27 protein-coding genes are annotated in these 23,101 nt (G+C 66.5%); 11 read left to right on the top strand and 16 right to left on the bottom strand.

Going from position 1 to position 23,101, the window contains the following annotated elements; translation table 11 throughout:
- Positions 1–29: 29 nt before the first annotated feature.
- A complete protein-coding gene (locus tag A5658_RS06815; protein ID WP_067332788.1) occupies positions 30–452 on the top strand; it encodes a limonene-1,2-epoxide hydrolase family protein in 423 nt (140 codons plus the stop codon).
- Positions 453–457: 5 nt separating this feature from the next.
- Positions 458–847: a DUF5313 domain-containing protein gene (locus A5658_RS06820; RefSeq protein WP_067332572.1), complete on the top strand. Its 390-nt coding sequence runs from the start codon at positions 458–460 to the stop codon at positions 845–847.
- Between the two features lie 3 nt (positions 848–850).
- Here the strand turns inward: A5658_RS06820 and A5658_RS06825 are convergent, their stop codons facing one another.
- From A5658_RS06825 to pgsA, 5 genes are all read right to left on the bottom strand, one after another.
- Complete coding sequence (locus A5658_RS06825; protein WP_067332575.1) at positions 851–1,672, bottom strand: hypothetical protein; 822 nt, start codon at positions 1,670–1,672, stop codon at positions 851–853.
- Between the two features lie 16 nt (positions 1,673–1,688).
- Positions 1,689–2,513 carry a phage shock protein PspA gene (gene pspA / locus A5658_RS06830; protein WP_067332576.1) on the bottom strand — a complete coding sequence of 275 codons (825 nt, stop codon included), beginning with the start codon at positions 2,511–2,513 and terminating at the stop codon, positions 1,689–1,691.
- Positions 2,514–2,578: 65 nt separating this feature from the next.
- Positions 2,579–2,917 carry a transcriptional regulator ClgR gene (clgR, locus tag A5658_RS06835; RefSeq protein ID WP_067332578.1) on the bottom strand — a complete coding sequence of 113 codons (339 nt, stop codon included), beginning with the start codon at positions 2,915–2,917 and terminating at the stop codon, positions 2,579–2,581.
- Positions 2,918–3,050: 133 nt separating this feature from the next.
- Positions 3,051–3,539, bottom strand: coding sequence for a CinA family protein (locus A5658_RS06840; RefSeq protein WP_067332580.1), 489 nt, complete (start codon positions 3,537–3,539; stop codon positions 3,051–3,053).
- Positions 3,517–4,113: a CDP-diacylglycerol--glycerol-3-phosphate 3-phosphatidyltransferase gene (gene pgsA / locus A5658_RS06845; RefSeq protein WP_067332582.1), complete on the bottom strand. Its 597-nt coding sequence runs from the start codon at positions 4,111–4,113 to the stop codon at positions 3,517–3,519. The genes A5658_RS06840 and pgsA overlap by 23 nt, the downstream gene beginning before the upstream one ends.
- Before the next feature lie 55 nt (positions 4,114–4,168).
- Between pgsA and A5658_RS06850 the strand changes: the two genes are divergently transcribed.
- A complete protein-coding gene (locus A5658_RS06850) occupies positions 4,169–4,690 on the top strand; it encodes an amino-acid N-acetyltransferase (RefSeq protein ID WP_067332584.1) in 522 nt (173 codons plus the stop codon).
- A 19-nt stretch (positions 4,691–4,709) separates the two neighbouring features.
- Positions 4,710–5,420, top strand: coding sequence for an SDR family NAD(P)-dependent oxidoreductase (locus tag A5658_RS06855; protein WP_067332586.1), 711 nt, complete (start codon positions 4,710–4,712; stop codon positions 5,418–5,420).
- Between the two features lie 78 nt (positions 5,421–5,498).
- Here the strand turns inward: A5658_RS06855 and A5658_RS06860 are convergent, their stop codons facing one another.
- Entirely contained in the window at positions 5,499–8,012 is a 2,514-nt protein-coding gene (locus A5658_RS06860; RefSeq protein WP_067332588.1) for a DNA translocase FtsK, read from the bottom strand.
- Between the two features lie 157 nt (positions 8,013–8,169).
- Between A5658_RS06860 and A5658_RS06865 the strand changes: the two genes are divergently transcribed.
- The 4 genes from A5658_RS06865 (at position 8,170) to A5658_RS06880 (ending at position 10,693) form a co-directional block, all read left to right on the top strand.
- Positions 8,170–8,484, top strand: coding sequence for a putative quinol monooxygenase (locus A5658_RS06865; RefSeq protein WP_067332590.1), 315 nt, complete (start codon positions 8,170–8,172; stop codon positions 8,482–8,484).
- Entirely contained in the window at positions 8,484–9,317 is an 834-nt protein-coding gene (locus A5658_RS06870) for a mycofactocin-coupled SDR family oxidoreductase (RefSeq protein WP_067332592.1), read from the top strand. The genes A5658_RS06865 and A5658_RS06870 overlap by 1 nt, the downstream gene beginning before the upstream one ends.
- A 1-nt stretch (position 9,318) precedes the next feature.
- Complete coding sequence (locus A5658_RS06875; RefSeq protein WP_082992986.1) at positions 9,319–10,191, top strand: SAM-dependent methyltransferase; 873 nt, start codon at positions 9,319–9,321, stop codon at positions 10,189–10,191.
- A gap of 64 nt (positions 10,192–10,255) precedes the next feature.
- Positions 10,256–10,693 carry a hypothetical protein gene (locus A5658_RS06880; RefSeq protein ID WP_067332596.1) on the top strand — a complete coding sequence of 146 codons (438 nt, stop codon included), beginning with the start codon at positions 10,256–10,258 and terminating at the stop codon, positions 10,691–10,693.
- On the opposite strand, the gene A5658_RS06885 is transcribed toward A5658_RS06880, so the two are convergent.
- The 6 genes from A5658_RS06885 to A5658_RS06910 all read right to left on the bottom strand — a co-directional run bounded on the left by A5658_RS06885 (position 10,680) and on the right by A5658_RS06910 (position 16,672).
- Entirely contained in the window at positions 10,680–12,356 is a 1,677-nt protein-coding gene (locus A5658_RS06885; protein WP_067332599.1) for a ribonuclease J, read from the bottom strand. The genes A5658_RS06880 and A5658_RS06885 overlap by 14 nt on opposite strands.
- Positions 12,357–12,374: 18 nt before the next feature.
- Positions 12,375–13,277 carry a 4-hydroxy-tetrahydrodipicolinate synthase gene (gene dapA, locus A5658_RS06890; RefSeq protein ID WP_067332601.1) on the bottom strand — a complete coding sequence of 301 codons (903 nt, stop codon included), beginning with the start codon at positions 13,275–13,277 and terminating at the stop codon, positions 12,375–12,377.
- Positions 13,278–13,347: 70 nt separating this feature from the next.
- Positions 13,348–14,100: an FAD-dependent thymidylate synthase gene (thyX, locus tag A5658_RS06895; protein WP_067332789.1), complete on the bottom strand. Its 753-nt coding sequence runs from the start codon at positions 14,098–14,100 to the stop codon at positions 13,348–13,350.
- Between the two features lie 66 nt (positions 14,101–14,166).
- Entirely contained in the window at positions 14,167–15,393 is a 1,227-nt protein-coding gene (locus A5658_RS06900) for a winged helix-turn-helix domain-containing protein (protein WP_067332603.1), read from the bottom strand.
- On the bottom strand, positions 15,390–15,875 hold the full coding sequence (locus A5658_RS06905; protein WP_067332605.1) for a dihydrofolate reductase: 486 nt from the start codon (positions 15,873–15,875) through the stop codon (positions 15,390–15,392). Before A5658_RS06905 ends, A5658_RS06900 begins: the two co-directional genes overlap by 4 nt.
- The gene (locus A5658_RS06910) at positions 15,872–16,672 is read right to left on the bottom strand and encodes a thymidylate synthase (protein ID WP_067332607.1); all 801 of its coding nucleotides are present in this window, start codon (positions 16,670–16,672) and stop codon (positions 15,872–15,874) included. The genes A5658_RS06905 and A5658_RS06910 overlap by 4 nt, the downstream gene beginning before the upstream one ends.
- 98 nt (positions 16,673–16,770) lie before the next feature.
- Between A5658_RS06910 and A5658_RS06915 the strand changes: the two genes are divergently transcribed.
- Positions 16,771–17,508 carry a dienelactone hydrolase family protein gene (locus tag A5658_RS06915; RefSeq protein ID WP_067332610.1) on the top strand — a complete coding sequence of 246 codons (738 nt, stop codon included), beginning with the start codon at positions 16,771–16,773 and terminating at the stop codon, positions 17,506–17,508.
- Positions 17,509–17,514: 6 nt separating this feature from the next.
- On the opposite strand, the gene A5658_RS06920 is transcribed toward A5658_RS06915, so the two are convergent.
- Both A5658_RS06920 and A5658_RS06925 read right to left on the bottom strand, forming a co-directional pair.
- The gene (locus tag A5658_RS06920; RefSeq protein ID WP_067332612.1) at positions 17,515–18,219 is read right to left on the bottom strand and encodes a nitroreductase family protein; all 705 of its coding nucleotides are present in this window, start codon (positions 18,217–18,219) and stop codon (positions 17,515–17,517) included.
- 17 nt (positions 18,220–18,236) lie between these two features.
- Complete coding sequence (locus A5658_RS06925; protein ID WP_067332613.1) at positions 18,237–18,887, bottom strand: HD domain-containing protein; 651 nt, start codon at positions 18,885–18,887, stop codon at positions 18,237–18,239.
- A gap of 108 nt (positions 18,888–18,995) precedes the next feature.
- Between A5658_RS06925 and A5658_RS06930 the strand changes: the two genes are divergently transcribed.
- Together A5658_RS06930 and A5658_RS06935 are read left to right on the top strand one after the other, a co-directional pair.
- Complete coding sequence (locus A5658_RS06930) at positions 18,996–19,970, top strand: GlxA family transcriptional regulator (RefSeq protein ID WP_067332615.1); 975 nt, start codon at positions 18,996–18,998, stop codon at positions 19,968–19,970.
- A 28-nt stretch (positions 19,971–19,998) separates the two neighbouring features.
- Positions 19,999–21,027, top strand: a complete 1,029-nt coding sequence (locus A5658_RS06935; RefSeq protein ID WP_067332617.1) for a TIGR03617 family F420-dependent LLM class oxidoreductase — start codon at positions 19,999–20,001, stop codon at positions 21,025–21,027.
- On the opposite strand, the gene A5658_RS06940 is transcribed toward A5658_RS06935, so the two are convergent.
- Positions 21,002–21,991, bottom strand: a complete 990-nt coding sequence (locus A5658_RS06940; protein WP_067332619.1) for an aldo/keto reductase — start codon at positions 21,989–21,991, stop codon at positions 21,002–21,004. The two genes, A5658_RS06935 and A5658_RS06940, sit on opposite strands and share 26 nt — an antisense overlap.
- Positions 21,992–22,003: 12 nt before the next feature.
- A complete protein-coding gene (locus tag A5658_RS06945) occupies positions 22,004–23,101 on the bottom strand; it encodes an acyl-CoA dehydrogenase family protein (protein WP_067332790.1) in 1,098 nt (365 codons plus the stop codon).

Raw genomic sequence — 23,101 nt, forward strand, 5'->3', positions numbered from 1 at the left:
TGCCACAGCGACTGGTTAGGCTGGTGATCATGACCGAGCAGAGCCTTGAAAACACCCGCACTGTCGAGGTCTTCTTGCATGCTTTGCAGGACGCCGACCTCGACACCGCGGGCTCCGTACTAGCTGAAGATCTGGTGTACCAGAACGTCGGCCTGCCGACGATCCACGGCCGTCGCCGAGCCATGAAACTGTTCAGCTCCCTCGGTGGTGCCAGCGGCTTCGAGGTGAAGATCCACCGGATCGCAGCCGACGGCGCGGCGGTGCTCACCGAGCGGACCGACGCGTTGATCTTCGGTCCGCTGCGCCTGCAGTTCTGGGTGTGTGGCGTCTTCGAGGTCCACGACGGGCACATCACGCTCTGGCGCGACTACTTCGACTTCTTCGACATGTTCAAGGCGACCCTTCGCGGCCTCGCTGGCCTCGTGGTGCCGTCGCTGCGGGCATCGCTTTAATCACCATGTCAGACAACGGCGCACGACCCAACGCCTGGCAGTTCGTCCGGTACTGCTGCGGCGCGCGGCTGCCCGATTCGATGCGGGACTGGGTGCGCAACGATTTGACCGGTAAGGGCGCGACGGGCCGGATGATGCGACGGGTCGCGGTTCCGGCGGTGCTGGTGCTCGCCCCGTTCTGGCTGATCCCGACGACGCTGGACGTGCACCTGAGCATGACGCTGCCGATCTTGATCCCGTTCGTGTACTTCTCGCACGCGCTGAACAAGGTGTGGCGCCGGCACATGATGCAGGTGCACGGCCTCGACCCGAATCTGGTTGACGCACGCCGCAGTAAGCGCGAAGAGCAGATGCGCCAGTCGTACATCGAGCGCTACGGGCCTCGCGACGGCTGACGGCTACGCCCGCCGGGGCAGACCGCCGAGTTCGTCGAACGCCTGCGCCCACCCGACAAGGCGGTCGGTCGCGCCCGCCAGCTCCGCGCGATACCGCTGCCGAGACGCGACCAGCGCCGCGCCACCGTCGGCGTTCGCGGATGACACCAATTGCGCGGCCGCGGTGACCATTTCGTTGTATTGACGCACGCCAGCGCTGAGCTGTGCGGTGAACGCGTTGATCGTGGGCGCCAGGTAGGACCGTGACTGCGGGGTGCCGTGCGCCGCACGCTCCATCGACACCACCTCTGCGGCAGTGGCGGCCATCGCCGCCGAACTCCGCTTGGCCGCCGCCGTCAAGTCGCGAATCTCGGTGTCGGGCAACATGTTACCGCGCTCCATGACGCCCAGCAGGGAGAAGAAACCCCGCTCGGAAGCGCCCAGTGCGTACATCGCCGGCCGGGCCGCTGAACTCGGCGGTGGCAAACGACGAAGGCTAGTCGGACGTTGTGGTGGCAGCGGGTCTGCCTTCAGCCAGCGGTACCGGATCAGCAGCAGCGTTGCGACCATCGCTTGCGCGACAGCTACTCCTCCGGTGATCTCCAGTAGTAGCGCGAACCATCCCCAGGCCGCCAGGATCGCGGTCACCACGGCCCAGAAGACGGTCCCCGCGGCGAAGATCAGACCCCAGCGCAGCGCACGGCGGCGACGCCGCAGCTGTCTTTCCCTGGGATCGGTTGCGGCGCTGATCTTTTGGAAAACCAGCTCGGAAAGATCGCTGGCCGTGTCGAGCCCGCGCAACAGCAGCGTCCGCCATACCCCGCTGCGACCGGACTGCACTGCCATCGCCCGCGCGTCCGCGCTACTGACCGAGCGGTTTCTCGGTGGGTGCGGCCTGAGGCGCTGCCGCTGGGGTTCCGGGGCCGGCCGTCGGTTCGGCGGTCGCGCCGCCGGCCGGCAAGGCCTCGCCGCGCATCGAGGCTCGGATCTGCTCGAGGCGGGAGTGGCCGGCCATTTCCACCCCGGCCTGCTCGACCTCGATCATGCGGCCCTGCACCGAGTTCTGTGCCAGCTCGGCCTGGCCGAGGGCGTTGGCGTAGCGGCGCTCGATCTTGTCGCGTACCTCGTCGAGGTTCGGCGTGGTGCCGGGCGCGGCGATCTCACTCATCGACCGCAGCGACTTACTGACCTGCTCCTGCATCTTGGCCTGCTCGAGCTGGCTGAGCAGCTTGGTGCGCTCGGCGATCCTCTGCTGCAGCACCATGGCGTTCTGCTCGACGGCCTTCTTGGCCTGCGCGGCGGCGCCGAGCGCCTGGTCGTGCAGCACCTTGAGGTCTTCCACGCTCTGCTCGGCAGTCACCAATTGCGCGGCGAACGCCTCGGCAGCGTTGTTGTACTCGGTGGCCTTGGCGGTGTCGCCGTCAGCGGTGGCCTTGTCGGCCAACGTCACCGCTTGGCGGACATTGACCTGGAGCTTTTCGATGTCGGCGAGCTGGCGGTTGAGCCGCATCTCGAGTTGGCGTTGGTTGCCGATCACCTGTGCGGCTTGCTGGGTCAGCGCCTGGTGCTGACGCTGCGCTTCCTCAATGGCCTGCTGGATCTGCACCTTGGGGTCGGCGTGCTCGTCGATCTTGGCATTGAACAGCGCCATGACGTACTTCCACGCTTTGACGAACGGGTTGGCCATCGGTTAGCTCCGCCTTCGTGTGTAGATGTCTGTCGTCAGGGTCAACTTATCGTCTCCACCCCGGCCTAGGCGATAGCCAACGACACCACCGGCGGGATGACGACCTTGGTGCTGGCGTCGATGTTGGCCGCCGTCAGGGAGTCGACCACGGTCGGCTCCTGCGCCGACTCTTGGACGGTCAGCTGTTCGCTGGCGTCGGTGAGCAGTTGTGACAGCGGCACGTCCAGCGCGTCGCAGATCGCGCTGAGCAGCTCGCTGGATGCCTCTTTACGACCGCGCTCGACCTCGGAAAGGTATCCGAGGCTGACCCGCGCGCTGTCGGACACCTGTCGCAGCGTCCGACCTTGCGTGATGCGGGCTTGACGCAGCACGTCGCCGAGAACTTCGCGCAGCAATGACGGCATCGCGCTCTCCTTACGTCCGGACAACAAGATTCTTCATCAGGTCAACGCACGTCGCTCGGCCATTGGTTCCCCGCAGCGATTTCTGTGACCGTCTCCTCAGCGAGCCGCTGCGGCTCGCATCGTCGCCGGAGGTCTACGCCGCTGTGACGAGCGCCCGAAGCCGGCTGATCGACTCCCGCACCGCCGCGAGCCTGATGTCCCAGCGCGTCCCGGATAGCCGCAGCTCGACCACCTCGGTGTCGACCGGGCCCGCCAGGCCCATGAAGACCGTGCCCACCTCATGCCCGCCATGGGGATCGGGTCCGGCGACGCCGGTCAACCCCACGCCCCAGGTCGCGTCGCAGCGTTGACGAGCACCGACGGCCAGCGCCCGCGCGGTCGGGGCGGCAACCGGTCCGACCTCCTCGAGAATCTGCGGCGCGACACCGGCCAGCGACACCTTGGTGCGTTCGGTGTAGGTGACCAGGCCGCCGCGCAGGACTTCACTGGCGCCGGGCACGCCGGCCAGCGTCGCCGCGAGCAGACCGGCGGTGAGCGACTCGGCGGTCGCGACGCTTTGCTTGCGAACGGTCAGATCGGCGACGAGTCCGCGCGCATCCTCAGTCAGCAGCGGGTCGTCCACGGGAATCCTTGACGGCCGAGACGACATAGTCCAGCCCGGTGACCAACGTCAGCACGATGGCGGCCGCCATCATCACCCAGGCCGCCTTCAGCCAGAGCCCCGAGACCGGCAGCACGAACAGCCCGATGGCGACGGCCTGGACAAGGGTCTTGAGCTTGCCGCCGCGGCTGGCGGGGATGACGCCGTGGCGCAGCATCACGAAGCGCAGCACGGTGATTCCGACCTCCCGAGCCAGGATGACCCCCGTCACCCACCAATGCAGATCCCCGAGCATCGAGAGCCCGATCAGGGCCGCGCCAATCAAGGTCTTGTCCGCGATAGGGTCGGCCATCGTGCCGAATTCGGTCACCATGCCGTAGTTGCGGGCCAGCGCGCCATCGAGCCGATCGGTGATGACCGCGACGGCGAACACCACGAAAGCGATGATGCGGCTGGGAGTTTCGTGTCCGTTGCCGGCGAACAACGCCAACAGGAACACCGGCACCAGGACCAGCCGCAAGAGCGTGAGCACGTTGGCGAGGTTGGTGACGCGAACGCGCGGGACCACCGGACCTGGTTGAGGCTGCCCCGACACGGCAACAGAATATCGGTTACCGGTTCGAGGAGCCGTAGCCGATAGTCTGCAATTCGTGAACGAAGCGAGCGGACCACCGGCCAACGGGCCGACGATCCGTCGCGCGCGCACCTCGGACGTACCTGCGATCAAGCAGCTCGTCGACACCTACGCAGGCAAGATCCTGCTGGAAAAGAACCTGGTCACGCTGTACGAATCGGTCCAGGAGTTCTGGGTGGCCGAGCATCAGGGTGTGGTGATCGGTTGCGGCGCTCTGCACGTGTTGTGGGCCGATCTCGGCGAGATCCGCACGGTGGCCGTGCACCCTTCGGTGACCGGCCGCGGTATCGGCCACGCGATCGTGGATCAGCTTCTCCGGGTGGCCCGCGAACTTCGACTGGAGCGACTGTTCGTGTTGACCTTCGAGACGGAGTTCTTCGGCCGACACGGGTTCGCCGAGATCGAGGGCACTCCGGTGACTCCCGAGGTGTTCGAGGAGATGCGCCGCTCGTACGACATCGGTGTCGCGGAATTTCTCGACCTCAGCTACGTCAAGCCGAACACGTTGGGTAATTCGCGGATGCTGCTGGTCCTTTGATCAGGAAAGGTGCAGGGGTGTGAGTTCTCAACCCGTTGCCATCATCACCGGCGCGTCCCAAGGCATCGGCGCCGGCTTGGTTGCGGGGTACCGCAGGCTCGGTTACGCCGTCGTCGCCAACTCGCGAAACGTGTCGCAGAGCGACGATCCGATGGTGCTGGCGGTAGCCGGAGACATAGCGCAACCCGGCGTCGGGCAACGTATTGTCGACGCCGCGCTGGAGCGGTTCGGAGGGATCCGGACGGTGGTCAACAACGCCGGAATTTTCATCGCCAAGCCCTTCACCGAGTACACCGACGCCGACTTCGACGCCATCACCGGGGTCAACCTGCGTGGCTTCTTCGAGGTTTCGCGCGCTGCGGTGTCGGCGATGCTCAGCATCGGCGCAGGCGGCCACCTGGTCAACATCTCGACCAGTCTGGTCGACCACGCTGATTCTGCACTCCCGTCCGCGCTGGCGTCGCTGACCAAAGGGGGCCTCAACGCGGTGACCAAGGAACTGGCAATCGAGTACGCGAAGCGGGGAATCCGTTGCAACGCCGTTGCTCTCGGTGACATCCGCACCCCGATGCACGACCCGGCGAGTTATGACGCCCTGGCCAAAAGGCATCCCGTGGGCCGGGTGGGTGAGATCGACGATGTCGTCGACGCCGTGATGTTCTTGGAGAACTCACCTTTTGTGACCGGCGAGATATTGCACGTGGACGGCGGTCAGAGTGCCGGACGATGACGTCGTACGTGATGCCACCCGAGGGACGCCGCGCCGTCTACCCGCCGGCTCTCTTCTGACGTAGCCGGCGTCAGCTCTTTATGTTTCGGACTCAGCGTCAGAGCCGTCGGCGTTGGAGCCGCCGCGGATCAGCATCAGCGTTGCGGCCAGATCCTCGGGCTTGACCAACACGTCGCGCGCTTTGGAACCTTCACTGGGGCCGACGATTTCGCGGGTCTCCATCAGGTCCATCAGCCGGCCGGCTTTGGCGAACCCGACGCGGAGCTTGCGCTGCAGCATCGAGGTGGAGCCGAACTGGCTTGACACCACCAACTCGACGGCTTGCAGGAAGACGTCCATGTCGTCACCGATGTCCGGGTCGACGTCCTTGCGCTCACCGGTGGTCTTGGCTGCGGTGACACCCTCGGTGTATTCGGGCTCGGCCTGGTCCTTGCAGGCGGTGACGACGGCGTGGATCTCCTCGTCGGTGATGTACGCGCCCTGCAGACGCAGCGGCTTGCTCGCGCCCATGGGCAGGAACAGGCCGTCGCCCATACCGATCAGCTTTTCGGCGCCGGCCTGGTCCAGGATCACCCGGCTGTCGGTGAGCGACGACGTCGCAAAGGCCAGCCGAGACGGCACGTTGGTCTTGATCAAGCCGGTCACGACGTCGACGGAGGGCCGCTGGGTGGCCAGCACCAGGTGAATGCCTGCGGCACGGGCCTTTTGGGTGATCCGCACGATGGCGTCTTCGACGTCGCGCGGCGCGGTCATCATCAGGTCGGCCAGCTCGTCGACGATCGCCACCACATACGGGTACGGGCGGTATTCGCGTTGACTGCCCAGCGGCGCGGTGATCTCGCCGCTGCGGACCTTCGCGTTGAAGTCGTCGATGTGACGCACCCGGGACGCCTGCATGTCCTGGTAGCGCTGCTCCATCTCCTCGACCAGCCACGCCAGCGCCGCCGCCGCTTTCTTCGGCTGGGTGATGATCGGTGTGATCAGGTGCGGAATGCCTTCATACGGCGTCAGTTCCACCATCTTCGGGTCGATCAGGATCATCCTGACCTCCTCGGGAGTGGCTCGAGCCAACAGCGACACCAGCATCGAGTTGACGAAGCTGGACTTACCCGAACCGGTGGATCCGGCGACCAGCAAGTGCGGCATCTTGGCCAGGTTCGCCGAGATGAAGTCGCCTTCGATGTCCTTGCCCAGCCCGATCACCAGCGGGTGGTGGTCACGACGGGTCGACGGCGCGGTGAGAACGTCTGCGAGGCGCACCATTTCGCGGTCGGTGTTGGGTACCTCGATGCCGACGGCGGACTTGCCCGGGATCGGCGCCAGCATCCGGACGCTTTCGGTGGCTACCGCGTAGGCGATGTTCTTCTGCAGCGCGGTGATCTTCTCCACCTTGACGCCGGGGCCCAGCTCGACTTCGTAGCGCGTCACGGTCGGCCCGCGAGTGCAGCCGGTGACCGCGGCGTCGACCTTGAACTGCTGCAACACCGAGGTGATCGAGTCGGCCATCTGGTCGTTGGCGGCGCTGCGTTTTTTCGGCGGGTCACCGGCGACCAGTAGATTCAGCGACGGCAGTGTGTAAGGGCCGTCGACGACCCGGTCGAGCACCAAAGTGTCTTGCTTGGCAACGGATTTGGCTTCTTTTTTACGGCTGCGTGAGATCGCCGGCTCGGGCACCGTCGGGGTGTCGTCCGGCGTGGCCGACTCGGCGCTCGACGGCCACGCCTGGTCTTCGTCGCCGCCGTAGGCCGAGGCATCGTCGTAGTAGCCGTCGGAAAAGTCTTCAGCGACACCACTTTCGGCGTCAATGTCGTCGTAGTACCCGTCGTCGCCGTCGTGGTCGTCGAACATCCGGGTGCCGAACATCGACCGCAAAGTCTCGGGCACTTCGCGAATTGTGGTGCCGGTCAACAGCAGCAGTCCGAACAGTGCGCCGATGAAGAGCAGCGGCGCGCAGATCCACTTGGTCAGCCCTTCGGAGAGCGGGCCCCCGATCGCGAAGCCGACGAACCCTGCGGCGTGTGCGCGCCCGGCCGGGGTGTCGGGCGAGCCGGCCCACAGATGCCACAGGCCCAGCACCGGCAGCGCCACCATCGCGGCGCCCAGCACCAGCCGAGGCCGGGCCTCTGGGTTCGGTTCGGTGCGCATCAGCAGCACCGCGACCGCCGCCAGCACGAGCGGCAGCACCACGACCGCCGAGCCGATGAAAATGCGGACAACGGAGTCGACCCACGCGCCGACCGGGCGCGCCGCGTCGAACCACGAACTGGCGGCGATCACCACCGCGATGCCGAGGAGGGCCAACGCCATGCCGTCGCGACGGTGGCCCGGGTCGATGTCGCGGGCCCGGCCCACCGACCGTGCGGTGCTACCGGTCCCCTTGGCCAGCAACAGCCACGTCGCACGCACCGCCCGGCCCGCGGTCAGGCCCGCGCCGGCCATCACTCCGTGCTGACGCCGCCCGGCCGGCCGGCGAGCCGGGGCCGGCCGACGGGCCGGTTTCTTCCGCGGCTGCGCGGCCCGGGATCCGCCTCGCGGAGCCGCCTTTGACCTGCTCGTTCGAGCGCCGGACCGCGCGACAGTCTTGCTAGCCATAACGGCAAGCCTAATCGCAAAGGCACCATCTACACCATCCGCCACACTGGTTACCTCGCCGTGACCATGCCACCGGCGGCTCAGCGGCCGAAACAGCTGAGTAGGGTGACATCCGTCACGTAGCAACTCGCTGCTCAGAAGCCTGCAGGAGGCCCCCATGCCCGTCGTCGTCGTCGCCACCCTGACCGTCAAACCGGAGTCGGTCGACACCGTCCGCGACATTCTCACCAAGGCGGTCGAGGAGGTGCACGACGAACCGGGCTGTCAGCTGTATTCACTGCACCAGTCCGGCGAGACCTTCGTCTTCGTCGAGCAGTGGGCCGACGAAGAGGCGCTCAAGACCCACAGCACCGCCCCCGCGATCGGCAAGATGTTCGCCGCGGCGGGCGAGCACCTGGCCGGTGCGCCCGACATCAAGATGCTGCAGCCGGTACCGGCAGGCACCCTCGAGCAGGGAGTCTTGCGCCACTGATGGGCGCATCACCGGACGGCTCGCTGACGGGCAAGGTCGCTCTGATCACCGGCGCTGCCCGCGGTCAGGGCCGCGCGCATGCGGTCCGGCTGGCGGCCGAGGGCGCGGACATCATCGCCGTCGATCTGTGCGAGCAGATCGCCAGCGTGCCGTATCCGTTGGCCACCGCCGACGATCTGGCCGCCACCGTCAAACTCGTCGAAGACACCGGCGCGCGCGTCGTCGCCAAGCAGGGCGATGTGCGCGACCGGGCAGCGTTGGACGCCGCGGTGCAGGCCGGTCTTGACGAATTCGGCCGACTCGACATCGTGGTAGCCAATGCGGGGATCGCTCCCATGCAGTCGGGCGCCGACGGCTGGCGCGACGTCATCGACGTCAACCTCACCGGCGTTCACCACACCGTGGAGGCGGCGATACCGACAATGGTCGCCCAGGGCGACGGCGGCTCGATAGTCCTGATCAGTTCGGCGGCCGGATTGGCCGGTATCGGCAGCTCCGACGCCGGCTCGATCGGCTACGCGGCCGCCAAGCACGGACTGGTCGGGCTCATGCGTGTATACGCGAATCACCTTGCCCCGCATAGTATTCGGGTCAACTCGGTGCACCCCGCCGGCGTCGACACCCCGATGATCAACAATGAGCACACCCGGCAATGGCTGGCCGCCATGCTGGCAGAGTCGAGTTCGCCGCCGGATATGGGCAATGCGATGCCGGTGCAGGTTCTCACGGTGGACGACATCGCCAACGCTGTCGCGTGGCTGGTCTCCGACCACGCCCGCTACATCACCGGTATCACCCTGCCCGTGGATGCCGGCTATCTGAACAAGCGTTAGCGTGGCCCGAAACCCGGCGGCACAGACGGCTTTCGGCCCGATGGCGCTCGTCGCCGTCGAGCAGAGCGAGCGGCCGGGCCGGCGACTGGTGGACGACGATCTGGCGCGGCAGTTCCTGCCCGCCGCGACTCGGTGGCTGGTGACCTACGCGCCGCTAAATCTACTGCGGCGGTTGACGATCGCCGCAATGGAACGCGAAGGGCCCGGGCTGTGGGCCAGCATGATCTGCCGCAAACGCTACATCGCCGAGAAGGTCACCGCGGCGCTCGACGATATCGATGCGGTGGTGGTGCTGGGTGCTGGATTCGACACGCTCGCTTACCGATTGGCCAGAACATCCCCCGTTCCGATCTTCGAGGTCGATCAGCCCGTCAACGTCGCCCGCAAAACCGCGGCCGTGCGACGGGCCCTGGGCGCGCAGCCCAACTCGGTTCGGTTGGTGCCGGTCGACTTCGAACGCGACGACGTGATGGCGGTCCTGGCCGATCACGGTTACCGCGCCGACGCTCGCACCTTTTTCGTCTGGGAAGCCGTGACGCAATATCTGAGCCCGAACGCGGTGCACACCACGCTGGACAAGCTGCGGTCGGCTCCGGCCGGAAGCCGGCTCGTGTTCACCTATGTCCGACAAGATTTCATCGACGGCATCAACCTCTACGGCGCCGAACCCCTGTATCGCAGGTTCGTGCAGCGCGAACGGGTGTGGCACTTCGGGTTGCCGCCGCAGGAGGTTGCCACATTTCTGGCCGGACACGGGTGGCAGCTCTGCGAGCAAGCCGGACCGGACCTGATCACGCAGCGCTACATCGAACCGACCGGTCGTCACCTCACCGCATCGCCGATCGAATGGACCGCATATGCCGAGAAGACGTAGGCCCCGACACGCCGTGACGTGGGCGTTCCCACTGCGCGACCGCCGGAAGGGCGATACTCGACACGTGGCCAGCGACGAGGCTGTCCCGCTACCGGGCTTACTGCCGGGGGCTTGTGCCGAACCGGCGTATCGCTATTTGTCGCCGCATCAGGCGGCAGTGCTCGACGCCGCAACTCTCCGTTTGGATCTCGGGCCGCACAATGACCCCGATGAGCATCGCGCGACGATTTACGTCGACCGGCTGTTATCGGTGTTGAACGTCGCGCCCGGCGGCCTGCACGCGGTGGGATCGCTGCGGCAACGCGTGGCCGAACTTCGCAACCAGTACATCGGCGGGATCGCACTGCTCGACCAGATGGCCGGCGGCGACTTCACCAAGGCGACGCCGCTACGGCAGCAACTGATTCTGGCGCGGAGTCAACTCGCGGCCTTCGTTGGAATGCTGTTCGGCCACATCATCGAAGCGATGGGTCTCATCGACGCAGAGGTCAGATTTCGATGACGGTGGGCACGATCATCGGCTGGCGTCGATAGGTCTCCCCCACCCACTTGCCGACCGTGCGCCGGACTGCTTGCGCGATCCGGGTCGGATCAATGACATTCTGCGCCACAAGCGATTCCAGCTCCGCCTCGACCTTACGCACGGCGGGCTCCAATGCCTTGGGGTCTTCGGAGAAGCCGCGCGAGTGTAGCTGCGGCGGCGCTGCGGGCTGGCCGGTCTCGCGGCGCACGACCACGGTCACCGCGACGAAGCCCGACGACAAAATCAGCCGCTCGCCCAGCGTGGTGTCACCGACGTCACCGGTGATCAGGCCGTCGACGAACATCTTGCCGACCGGGACCGCACCGGCGATGCTCACTGCTCCGCCGACCAGGTCAACGCTAACGCCGTTCTCGGCCAATACAATCGACTCTTCGGGCACCCCGGTGCTGGCGGCCAGCTTCGCGTTCGCCCGCAGCATCCGCCAGGTTCCGTGCACCGGCATGACGTTGCGCGGGCGGATGCCGTTGTATAAAAACAACAGCTCGCCCGAATATGCGTGACCCGAAACATGCACGCGCACTTGCTGGTTGGTGACCACACGAGCACCGAGCTTGGACAGCTCGTCGATGACGCCGTAAACGGCTTCTTCGTTGCCCGGAATCAGCGAGGACGACAAGATGATCAGGTCTTCTGCGGTCAGCGTGATGCTGCGATGCTCACCGCGTGACATCCGCGACAACGCCGACATCGGCTCACCTTGGGTACCGGTGGTGATCAGCACCACCTGGTCCGGCGACATCATCTCCGCGGCGCCGATGTCGACCAGATCTGACTCGTCCACCGTGAGAAATCCGAGTTCTCGCGCGATACCCATGTTGCGCACCATGGATCGTCCGACGAACGACACCCGCCTGCCCAACGCCACCGAGGCGTCGACGATCTGTTGCACGCGATCGACATTGGACGCGAAGCACGCCACGATGACGCGTCCCGTCGCGCCGCGGATCAGCCGGTGCAGCGACGGCCCGACTTCACTCTCCGACGGGCCCACACCGGGGATCTCGGCGTTGGTCGAATCGCACAGGAACAGATCGACCCCGGCGTCGCCGAGCCTGGACATGCCCGGCAGATCGGTAGGCCGGCCGTCGAGAGGAAGTTGGTCGAGTTTGATGTCGCCGGTGTGCAGGACGGTCCCGGCACCGGAGCGCACCGCGATGGCCAACGCGTCGGGGATGGAGTGGTTGACGGCGAAGTACTCGCATTCGAATACGCCGTGGGTGGTGCGCATCCCCTCGGCGACTTCGACGAACACCGGCTTGACCCGGTGCTCACGGCATTTCGCCGCAACCAACGCCAGGGTGAACTTCGATCCGACGACCGGAATGTCGGGGCGCAGCTTGAGCAGGAACGGAATCGCCCCGATGTGGTCTTCGTGCGCATGGGTGAGCACCAGGGCCTCGACGTCGTCGAGCCGGTGTTCGATGTGACGAAGGTCGGGGAGGATGAGGTCGACGCCGGGCTCGTCGTGGGTGGGAAACATCACCCCGCAGTCGATGATGAGTAGCCGGCCCAAGTGCTCGAAAACCGTCATGTTGCGGCCGATTTCGCTGATCCCGCCGAGCGCTGTCACCCGCAGACCACCCACGGCCAACGGACCCGGCGGCTTAAGGTCTGGTTCCACCTGCGGGCGACCCTCTGGTTACCTGAGCACCGAAGCTGCGCGCATGTCGGCAGCCAGTGCGTCGATCTGCTCGGGAGTCGCGGCGACCTGCGGCAGCCGCGGATCGCCGACCTCGATGCCCTGCAGGCGTAATCCCGCTTTGGAGAACGTGACTCCGCCCAGCCGGCTCATCGCGTTGCACAGCGACGCGACCGCGACGTTGATTTTGCGTGCGGTGGCATGGTCGCCAGAAGCGAAGGCGGTCAACAAGTCCCGCAACTGGCCGGGCGCCACGTGGGAGATGACGCTGATGAAACCGGTTGCGCCCATTGCCAGCCAGGGCAGATTCAGTGCGTCGTCACCGGAGTAGTAGGCCAGACCGGTTTCGGCCATCAACTGGGTACCGGCGTGTAGATCGCCTTTGGCGTCTTTGACGCCGACGATGTTCGGGTGCGCTGCCAGGGCGCGCAGCGTCTCGTATTCGATCGGCACCACCGAGCGCGGCGGGATGTCGTAGAGCAGCACCGGCAGCGGGGTCGCGTCGGCGACCGCGGTGAAGTGCGCGAGCAAACCGGCTTGCGGCGGCCGCGAGTAGTAGGGCGTGACGACCAGCAGACCGTGCGCGCCCTCGGCCGCGCTGGCCTTCGCGAGGTGGACGCTGTGTGCGGTGTCGTAGGTGCCGGCGCCGGCGATCACGCGGGCGCGGTCGCCGACGGCTTCGAGCACAGCCCGCAGCAGCGCGAGCTTCTCGGCGTCGGTGGTGGTGGGTGATTCGCCGGTGGTTCCGGATATCACCAGACCGTCGCAGCCGGCGTCGACCAGGTGTGTCGCCAGTCGGGCCGCGGCGGGCAGATCCAGGGAGCCGTCCGGGGCGAACGGGGTCACCATGGCGGTCAGCAGCGTTCCCAAGCGTGCATACACGTCGAATCCGCCCGTACTCACGGACCCAAGGTTACCTGGCGGTACCAAACGGGTTTGCCGGCGCGGCGCCGTTTCCTCAGGCCTTAAGTGCTCAGGCCTCGGTGGCCAGCGGGCTCGTGGCCACCTCAGAGCCGTCGGCCAGCCTGGCGATGTCGAAGTCGCCGAACACCGCAGGTGCGACGTCGACCAGCTGCCGCAGGCATGCGATGGCCAGGCGCCGAATCTCGATGTCGGCATGCTCGCTGGCCCGCATCGCGATGAAATGACGCCACGCGCGGTAGTTGCCGGTGACCACGATGCGGGTCTCGGTGGCGTTGGGTAATACCGCTCGGGCGGCCTGGCGGGCCTGTTTACGACGCAGGATCGCATTGGGTTGATCGGCGAACTTCTCTTCGAGCTTGTCCAGCAGTTCGGTGTACGTGGCGCGGCTGGCGTCGGCGGCCTCAGTGAGGATGCGCTGCAACTCGTCGTCGTCTTCCATGCCCGGCGGGACGACGATCTGGGACTGCGTCTCTGGCACATAGCGTTGCGACAGCTGGGAGTAGGAGAAGTGCCGGTGGCGGATCAACTCGTGGGTGCACGATCGCGAGATGCCGGTGATGTAGAACGTGACGTTCGCGTGCTCGAGCACCGAGAAGTGCCCGACGTCGATGATGTGCCGCAGATAGCCGGCGTTGGTCGCGGTCTTGGGATTCGGCTTGGACCAGCTCTGGTAACAGGCCCGGCCGGCGAATTCGACCAGTGCCTGGCCGCCGTCCGCGTCGGTGCTCCAGTCCACGTCGGGCGGCGCGACGAAGTCGGTCTTGGCAATCAGTTGCACATGCAACGGCGCGGTCTCGGCCACGGCGAACACCCTAGTGCGTGCCGAGCGAAGGTAGTTGCACGCTCGACGCGGAACGTGAAGCCAACTTCACGTCCGCGCAATGCCAATTGCCTTGCGCAGCGCGCCCGCCAGATCGCCGCGCTTGCCGACCGTCACGCCGGACAGACCCAACCAACCCGCCATCGTCTGCAATTCCCGAGCCAGTGCCTCGGCGACCCGCGCAGGCGAATGGCCCGCCTCGACAAACGCACTTACCACCTGCAAGACGTCCGCTGAGCGATCGGCTTTGAGGTCGACGCGTCCCACCAACTCGCCGTCGAGCAGAAACGGCCACACGTAGTAGCCGAACTGCCGCTTGTTGGCCGGGGTGTAGATCTCGATGCGGTAGCGGAATCCGAACAGGCGCTCCACCCGCGGACGGAAAAAGATCAACGGATCGAACGGACACAGCAACGCCGTCCCGCGGTCGCGCCGCGGAATCGTCTGTCCTGCAGGAAGATACGCGGGCGCCGACCATCCGTCGACCTCGACTTGCTCCAACTCACCCTCGGCGACCAGCGCCGCTACGGCCGGCTTCGCCTGGCTCGGGGCCAGTCGGAAATAATCCCTGAGGTCCGGTTCGGTGGCCACCCCCAGCGCGGCGGCGGCCCGACGCACCAGCTCGCGAACCGCGTCGTCTTCGTCGACCTCGCGCGCCACCACCTCCGCCGGCAGCACCCGCTCGGCCAGGTCGTAGTGCCGGGCGAAACCGACCCGGGTCGCCGTGGTCAGCGTGCCGGCGGCGAACAGCGCCTCGGCCACCCACTTGGTGTCGGTGCGGCTCCCCCACCAATGCCCGCGCGGGCCGCGCGGCCCGGTGGCGAGGTGTTCTTCGATCTGCCCCGCGGTGCTGGGTCCGAGCTCGGCCACGGCCTCGACGATTTTGTCGGCGAGTTCCAGGTTGGCCTTGACGATGTGGGTGCCCCAGCGCCCGTGTCGGTATTGCCTCATCCGCCATCGCATCAGCGGCCAGTCGTCGACCGCCATCAAAGCTGCCTCGTGCGCCCAGTACTCGACCAGGAGCCGCGGCGAGCGCGCGCTGTGCGCCCACGCCGCACGGTCCAGCACGTCGCGGTTGTACGGTCCGAGCCTGCTGAAGACGGGCGCGTAGTGGGCCCGGACCGCGACCGACACCGAATCCAGCTGCAGCACGTGAATGCGCGAGATCAGTCGACGCAGGTGCGCGCGGGTGACCGCACCGTTGGGTTTCGCCTCAGCGAAGCCCTGCGCGGCCACAGCGATTCGCCGGGCCTGTACGGCGCTGAGTGCGCTCACGCGCGAAGGTAGCTGTGAAACCGGTATCGCACACCCGCGCGGCTGGCGTGCCACTCACTCGACGTGCCGACCCACTGCTCGTCCAGCACCGGGGCCACGGCATCGCCGTCGTCGCGAGTCAGCTCGATATCGATTTCGGTGACCTCACACCGGTTGGCCCGTGGCAACGCCAGCGTGTAGATCTGTTCGCCGCCGATCACCCAGGTGTCCGGATCGGTCAGCGCGTCGTCCAGGTGGTGCACCACCGTCGCCCCGTCAGCCATGAAGTCAGTCTGGTGGGTCAGTACGACATTTCTGCGTCCCGGCAGCGGCCGGAACCGTGGCGGCAACGAATCCCAGGTCCGTCGGCCCATCACGACGGTGTGACCGACGGTGAGCTCTTTGAAGCGAATCAAATCCTCGGGGACTTGCCAGGGGATATCGCCGTCACGCCCGATGACTCCGGACGTGGATTGCGCCCAGATCAGCCCCAGTTCGCTCATACAGCGACCGGCGCTTTGATCGCCGGGTGCGGGTGATAGTCCTCGACGACGACATCGTCGAAGGTGTAGTCGAAGATCGAATCGCGCTGTGCCAGAACAAGTTTCGGATACGGTCGCGGGTCGCGGCTGAGTTGTTCGGTGACCTGCTCGACGTGGTTGTCGTAGATGTGGCAGTCGCCGCCGGTCCAGACGAAGTCGCCGACACCCAGCTTCGCCTGCGCGGCCATCATGTGGGTCAGCAGCGCGTAGCTCGCGATGTTGAAGGGCACGCCGAGGAACAGGTCGGCGCTGCGCTGGTAAAGCTGGCAGCTGAGCCGGCCGTCGGCCACGTAGAACTGGAACAGCGCATGGCACGGCGCGAGCGCCATCTGCGGGATCTCGCCGACGTTCCAGGCCGACACGATGATGCGCCGGGAATCCGGGTCGGTCCGAAGCAAATTCAGCGCCGCGGTGATCTGGTCGACGTGATCGCCCGACGGCGTCGGCCACGACCGCCACTGGACCCCGTACACCGGGCCGAGATCGCCTGTCTCGCTAGCCCATTCGTCCCAGATCGACACACCGTGCTGGTGCAACCATCTGATGTTGGAGTCGCCGCGCAAAAACCACAGCAGCTCGTAGACCACCGATTTCAGATGGACCTTCTTGGTGGTGATCAGCGGGAAGCCCGCGGACAGGTCGAAGCGCATCTGGTGCCCGAACAGGCTGCGGGTACCGGTTCCGGTGCGGTCGGATTTGGGTGTGCCCTGCTCGAGTACCAGCCGCAGTAGATCTTCGTACGGGGTGGGGATCGGCACGGGTTCACCTTAGCGGCGATCGCAAGGCCGGCGAAGCCGGACGCGGCGGGTCGACGCCATTTATCTAGCGTTCAATGCCGGGGAGTAGAACGGATGGCATGCCGAACATCTCCGACACCGTCACCACCGCCGATGGCTCCTGCCCGGTCCGCCTGTTCACGCCCGAGGGACAGGGCCCCTGGCCCGGCGTCGTCATGATCCCCGATGCCGGCGGAGTCCGGCAGACGTTCTTCGACATGGCCGCGCACCTGGCCGATTACGGTTACGCGGTGCTGCTGCCCGACGTGTACTACCGCCAGGGCGACTGGGCTCCCTTCGACATGAAGACCGCGTTCACCGACGAGAAGGAACGCAATCGCCTGTTCAAATTCATCGGCAGCATCACCCCGGAGCACTGGGCCTCGGATGCCAACGCATATTTCGACTATCTGGCCGCGCGGCCCGAGGTCAGCGGTTCGAAATTCGGCATCACCGGCTACTGCATGGGTGGTCGTGCGGCGTTGACCATCGCGGGTCTCGTCCCCGACCGGGTCGCCGCCGCGGCGTCGTACCACGGTGGCGGGCTGGTCACCGACAGCCCCGACAGCCCGCACCTGCGAGCGGACAAGATTCAGGCGTCGGTTTATGTCGGCGGCGCGGAAAACGATGCGTCGTTCACCGCTGACCACGCCGAGCAGCTCGAGAAGACCCTGACCGCGGCCGGGGTCGAGCACAAGATCGAGACGTATGCGGCCGGCCACGGGTTTGCGGTACCGGACAATGCCCCGTACGACGAGGCTGCCGCGGAGCGGCACTGGACCACGATGCGCGAGGTGTTCGGCGCGAACCTCGGGTAGCGGCCGCTATCCCGTCGCAGCCAGGTCTGTGGCCGTGTCGTCAGGATGCGGCCACAGCGGCTGCGGTACGTCGACACCGAACGGCGCACCCCAGTGGTTTCGCGACGAAACCTCGTGCACCGGACGCCGATTGGCGGCAACGCCCCACTTCCCCCGTGGATAGCCGAGCGTCAGCATGGCCGCCATCGACCAGCCTTCCTCGACGGGCACGCCCAGTAACTCGTTCACTTCGTCGGCGAAATTGCGCAGCACCATCGTCATGACTCCTCCGACGCCCTCGGCGCGGGCGGCGAGCAGCGCACTCCAGATCGCCGGGTAGATGTTGGCGCCGCCCAGGTCGTCGATGGCGTAGACGAAGAGCAACAGCGGGATCTCTTCGAAGTGGTCGGCCAGGTAGTCGCCCGAGCCCTTCATGCGGCGCATCGTTTCGGCGTGGGCGACCGGATCCGCGCCGGGAGCCGTGGTCACCATCGGTCCGTCCCCCGCCTGGAATTTCTCGTACTCGATGGCGCGGGCACGGCGGAAGAGATCCGCGAATCGGCCGATCAGCTTGGGATCGTCAACGGCCACAAAGTGCCAACGTTGGGTGTTTCCACCGTTCGGGGCTCGGACCGCCGCATCCAGGATGCGAGCCTGGGTGTCCAGCGGGATCGGATCGGGCCGCAGCCGCCGCATCATCCTCGTGGTGTAGAGCGCTTCATAGACGTCCATTTGTCTTCTCCTGTCTGCTAATCCGGCCAGCTGTTGTTCAGGATCAAGTCGACGAAGTCGACGCGCTCAAAGGCGGTATCGCAGTGCGCCAGCACGTCGGCGTTCATCGTGCCGAAGGTGCTCTGTGGACGCCGCTTCATGCCGTCGTGGAACGCCGCCAGGATGCTCCGCTTGAACTGTGGGCGTGGGTGGGCGGCGGTCACCGCGGCCAGTTCCTCGGGAGCCAGCTGCTCCCGCCCGACACCGATGACGTCGACCTCGACTCCGGCCTGCAGCAGGGCGACTTCGGGCGCCATGAATTCGGGCACGCCGGGAGTGGTGTGCAGGGCGATGCCGAGCCACACCTTGTCGACGCCGGCTTCGTCGAACCCGCGGGCCGCCAGGAAGTCCCGTGCCGCGTTGGCACCGTCGACCTCGAAGCGAATCGTCGAGGTGTGGTAGCGCTCGGTCAGCCCGAGATCGTGGAACATCGCTGCGGTGTACAGCAATTCGAGATCAGGCTGCACTCCGCGGCGCAGACCTTGCAGTGCACCGAAGAAGAACACCCGTCGGGAATGGTTGAACAGCAAGTCGTCTTCGACGTCGCGGATGTACTCGGTGACTTCGCGCGCCAGCGCGCTGTCGGGTACCCGGATGCCGGCGACCGTGTCGATCGAACTGGTGGTCATGTCTCGTCTCCTTCTGCGTGGACCGTTGTAAGGAGTCAACGACCAAATCAGCGATTCGACCCATGTCCTTTCTGCCGTCTTTTCCACAAAATCCGACACAATGGCTTAGTGGGCGAATCCGGAGCGCACCCGCGGGTCGTGGTGATCGTCGCGTTCGACGGCGTGACGCTGTTGGATGTCGCGGGCGCGGGCGAAGTCTTCGTCGAGGCCAACCGGTTTGGGGCCCACTACCAGCTCAAGGTCGCCTCCGTCGACGGGCGCGACGTGACCAGCTCGATCGGGACCCGACTGGGCGTCACGGACTCCATCGCGTCGATAGGGTCGGCCGACACCGTGATGGTTGCCGGCAGCGACGACTTGCCCCGGCGGCCGATCGATCCCGACCTGGTCGAGGCGATCACGTCGCTCTCGGGCCGGACCCGGCGACTGGCGTCGATCTGCACGGGCTCGTTCGTGCTGGCCCAGGCCGGCCTCCTCGATGGACGCCGCGCGACCACCCACTGGCATGCCGTCCGATCGTTTGCACGGGCATTCCCGGACATCAGCGTCGAGCCCGATGCGCTCTTCGTCCGCGACGGCGATGTCTACACGTCGGCGGGGATCTCGTCGGGCATCGACCTGGCGTTGGCGTTGGTCGAGATGGATTACGGCATCGAGTTGGTCCGTTCGGTGGCCCGCTGGTTGGTCGTCTATCTCAAACGGGCGGGCGGCCAATCGCAGTTCTCGGTGCTGGTGGAGTCCGCCGTTCCGCCGCAGTCACCGCTGCGCAAGCTCACCGACGCCATCTCGGCCGCTCCAGCAGCCGATCACAGCGTGAATAGCCTTGCCTCGCAGGCCTCGCTGAGCACCAGACAGTTGACGCGACTGTTCCAGTCCGAGCTGGGAACCACACCCGCCCGCTACGTCGAGATGGTGCGCATCGATGCCGCCCGTGCCGCGCTCGACGCCGGCCACACGGTCGCCGACACCGCTCGGGTGGCAGGGTTCGGCAGCCCCGAAAGCCTGCGACGTGTATTCGTCGACCACCTCGGCGTCTCCCCGAAGGCCTACCGCGAGAGATTCCGCACGGCGTCGCGTGGCTGACGTCACCGGGGGTGCATACTGATCCGCCATGCACGTTGATGCGATGACGGTTCCGCAGCCGCTCGGCCAGATCGGTGACCTGGCCCGGCGGACGCAGTCCGCCGGCTTCTCGGGGCTGCTGTTCACCGAGACCGGCCGCACGGCCTATCTCAACGCCGCGGTGGCCTCACAGGCCGCGCCGGGTCTGGAGTTGTCAACCGGTGTGGCAGTGGCGTTTCCGCGCAGCCCGTTCGTCACCGCCGCCGCGGCGTGGGAATTGCAGGAGGCGTCCGGCGGCAACTTCCGCCTGGGGCTGGGCACGCAGGTCCGCACCCACGTGGTGCGGCGTTACGGCGTGGATTTCGAGCGGCCGGGCCCGCGATTGCGGGACTACCTGCTGTCGGTGAAGGCCTGCTTCGCGGCGTTTCGATCCGGCACGCTGGATCATCACGGCGACTACTACAACCTGGATTTCATTACCCCGCAATGGAGTCCGGGCCCGATCGACGCGCCCGACCCGAAAGTCGATATCGCCGCGGTGAATCCGTGGATGCTGCGGATGGCCGGCGAGGTGGCCGACGGGGTGCATGTCCACCCGATCGGCGAGCCGGGTTACCTCGCCCGCCATGTGATACCGAAAGTCGCTGAGGGAGCACGGAAAGCGGGCCGGTCACCGTCGGCCGTGGCGATCATCGTGCCGGTGTTGACGATCGTCGGCGACACTGAGGAAGAGCGCGACAGGCAACGCGAATCGGTGCGCGCCAGCATGGCGTTCTACGGGAGCACGCCCAACTACGCGTTCATCTGGGACGAGGCCGGGTTCGAGGGCACCACCGCCCGGATCCGCGAGAAGCAGAAGGCCGGCGACTTCGCCGGGATGGCGGCGCAGGTCAGCGACGACCATGTCGCCGCGTTCGCCACCGAGTCGACCTGGGATGCATTGGCCGACAAGCTGATCGACAAGTACGCCGGGATAGCCACCCGCCTAGTGCTCTACAACGCGGTCGGCGATCCCGAGCAATTCGAGCGGTACGGCGAGGTCGCCCGCCAGGTCAGCGGCCGATCATCCGCCGCATGAACTCGGGGTAACGCTCACCCTGCACCTCGATCGCGGCTGAGGCGGCATCGATCTCGCGCAGGTCGTCGTCGCTGAGCTCGACCGCGGCCGCGCCGAGGTTTTCGTCGAGACGCTCGAGGCGCCGCGTGCCCGGGATCGGCGCGATCCACGGCCGCTGAGCCAACAGCCACGCCAGCGCGATCTGCGCTGGCGTGGCGCCCTTACGGTCCGCGATCGCCTGGAGCAGCTCCACCACGGCTCGATTGGAATCGCGGACGTCGGCGGCAAAACGCGGGATGACGTTGCGGATGTCCGCATTGTCGAATTGTGTGCTCGCGTCGATGCTTCCGGTGAGAAAGCCCTTGCCCAGTGGGCTGTACGGCACCAAGCCGATGCCGAGTTCGGACAGCGTGGACAGCACGCCGGTCTCCGGGCTCTCCGGCTCGCGCCACCACAACGAATACTCGCTCTGCAGCGCCGTCACCGGCTGCACGGCATGGGCGCGACGGATGTTCTCTGCGGAGGCCTCCGACATCCCGAAGTGCTTGACCTTGCCCGCCTCGATCAGCTCCTTGACCGTTCCGGCGACATCCTCGACCGGAACTTCCGGGTCGACGCGGTGTTGGTAGAACAGGTCGATGGTCTCCACATTCAATCGGCGCAACGAATTGTCGGCGACCTCCTTGATGTGCTCGGGACGGCTGTTCACCCCGTTGACGTTGCCGTCGGCGTCGAAGGCGAACCCGAACTTGGTCGCGATCACCACCTGATCGATAAATGGCGCGAGGCCTTCGCCGACCAGTTCTTCGTTGTCCCCGTACGCTTCCGCGGTGTCGAAGAACGTGACACCGCGCTCGACCGCCCCGCGCAGCACCGCGATCATGTCGGCTTTGGGTCCGGACGGGCCGAAGCCGCGACTCATTCCCATGCAGCCCAAGCCGATTGCCGAGACTTCGAGGGTGCCACCCAGGATGCGCTTGTCCATCTGTTACTCCTTCTACGATGCCGGCAGATCCACCAGCGTGGCCAACTGGGCGCGATGACGGTAGGCGGTGCCGAACGCCAGCTGATCGCTCTTGGCCCGCTTCAGATACAGGTGCGCCGGATATTCCCACGTCATGCCGAGTCCGCCGTGCAACTGGACACATTCCTCGGCCGCATGCACCGCGGCACCGCTGCAATAGGCCTGCGCGACAGCCGTCGCGATCGCGACGTCAGCGTCGTTGCGGGCGCAGGTGTCGGCGGCGTATCGGGCCGCCGCCCCCACCGAATTGAGCTCGACCCACAGGTCGGCCAGTCGATGCTTGATCGCCTGGTACGAGCCGATCGCCCGGCCGAACTGCTTGCGCTCCTTGGTATATGCCAGCGTGGTCTCAAAACACCATTGCGCGATGCCCAGCTGCTCGGACGCCAGCAGCGCGGCACCGGTCTGCAGGGCGGCGGCGATCGCGGCATCGGCCGGGGCGGCCCCGACGCGGGATGACGCCGCACCCGAGAAGTCAAGATTCGCAAGCGGTCTCGTCATGTCCAGGCTCAGCACCGGCGACACCTTGACACCAGCGTCGTCGCGGGCCACGGTGTGCAACTCCAGGCCGTCCGGTCCGGCAACCGGCACCACCAGCACATCGGCCTCGAGCACGCCCGCAACGCTGGTGATCCGCCCGGTGACTCCGTTGCCGCCGGCCTTGAGTCCGGTAACGGTGTCACCGGGAGCGGTCGACATCGGGACCGCCAACGCCGCGGTCCGCGAACCCGCCGCCAATTGCGGGACCACGTCGCGGTCCCCCACCTGCAGCAGCGCAACGGTGGCGAGCACCGCGCTCGACAGATACGGCACCGGCGCGACGGCGCGGCCGATCTCCTCCATCACCACGGCGGCCTCGCGGGCGGTGGCCCCCGCACCGCCGAGGCCCTCCGGTATCAGCAGGCCGGCCATGCCAAGTTCGGCGGCCAGGGTGTGCCAGAGGCCGGAAAAGTCGTGTGGCGCAGGGTCGTACACCGACGTTACCGCTTCGGGTTGGCACCGGTCGGCGAACAGCCGACGGACGCTGTCCCGTAACGCTTCCTCGGTGTCGGAGTACAGCAGATCGCTCAT

Origin of the sequence: Mycobacterium sp. 1245111.1 (genome assembly GCF_001673405.1) — a bacterium.
Classification (GTDB): Bacteria; Actinomycetota; Actinomycetes; order Mycobacteriales; family Mycobacteriaceae; genus Mycobacterium.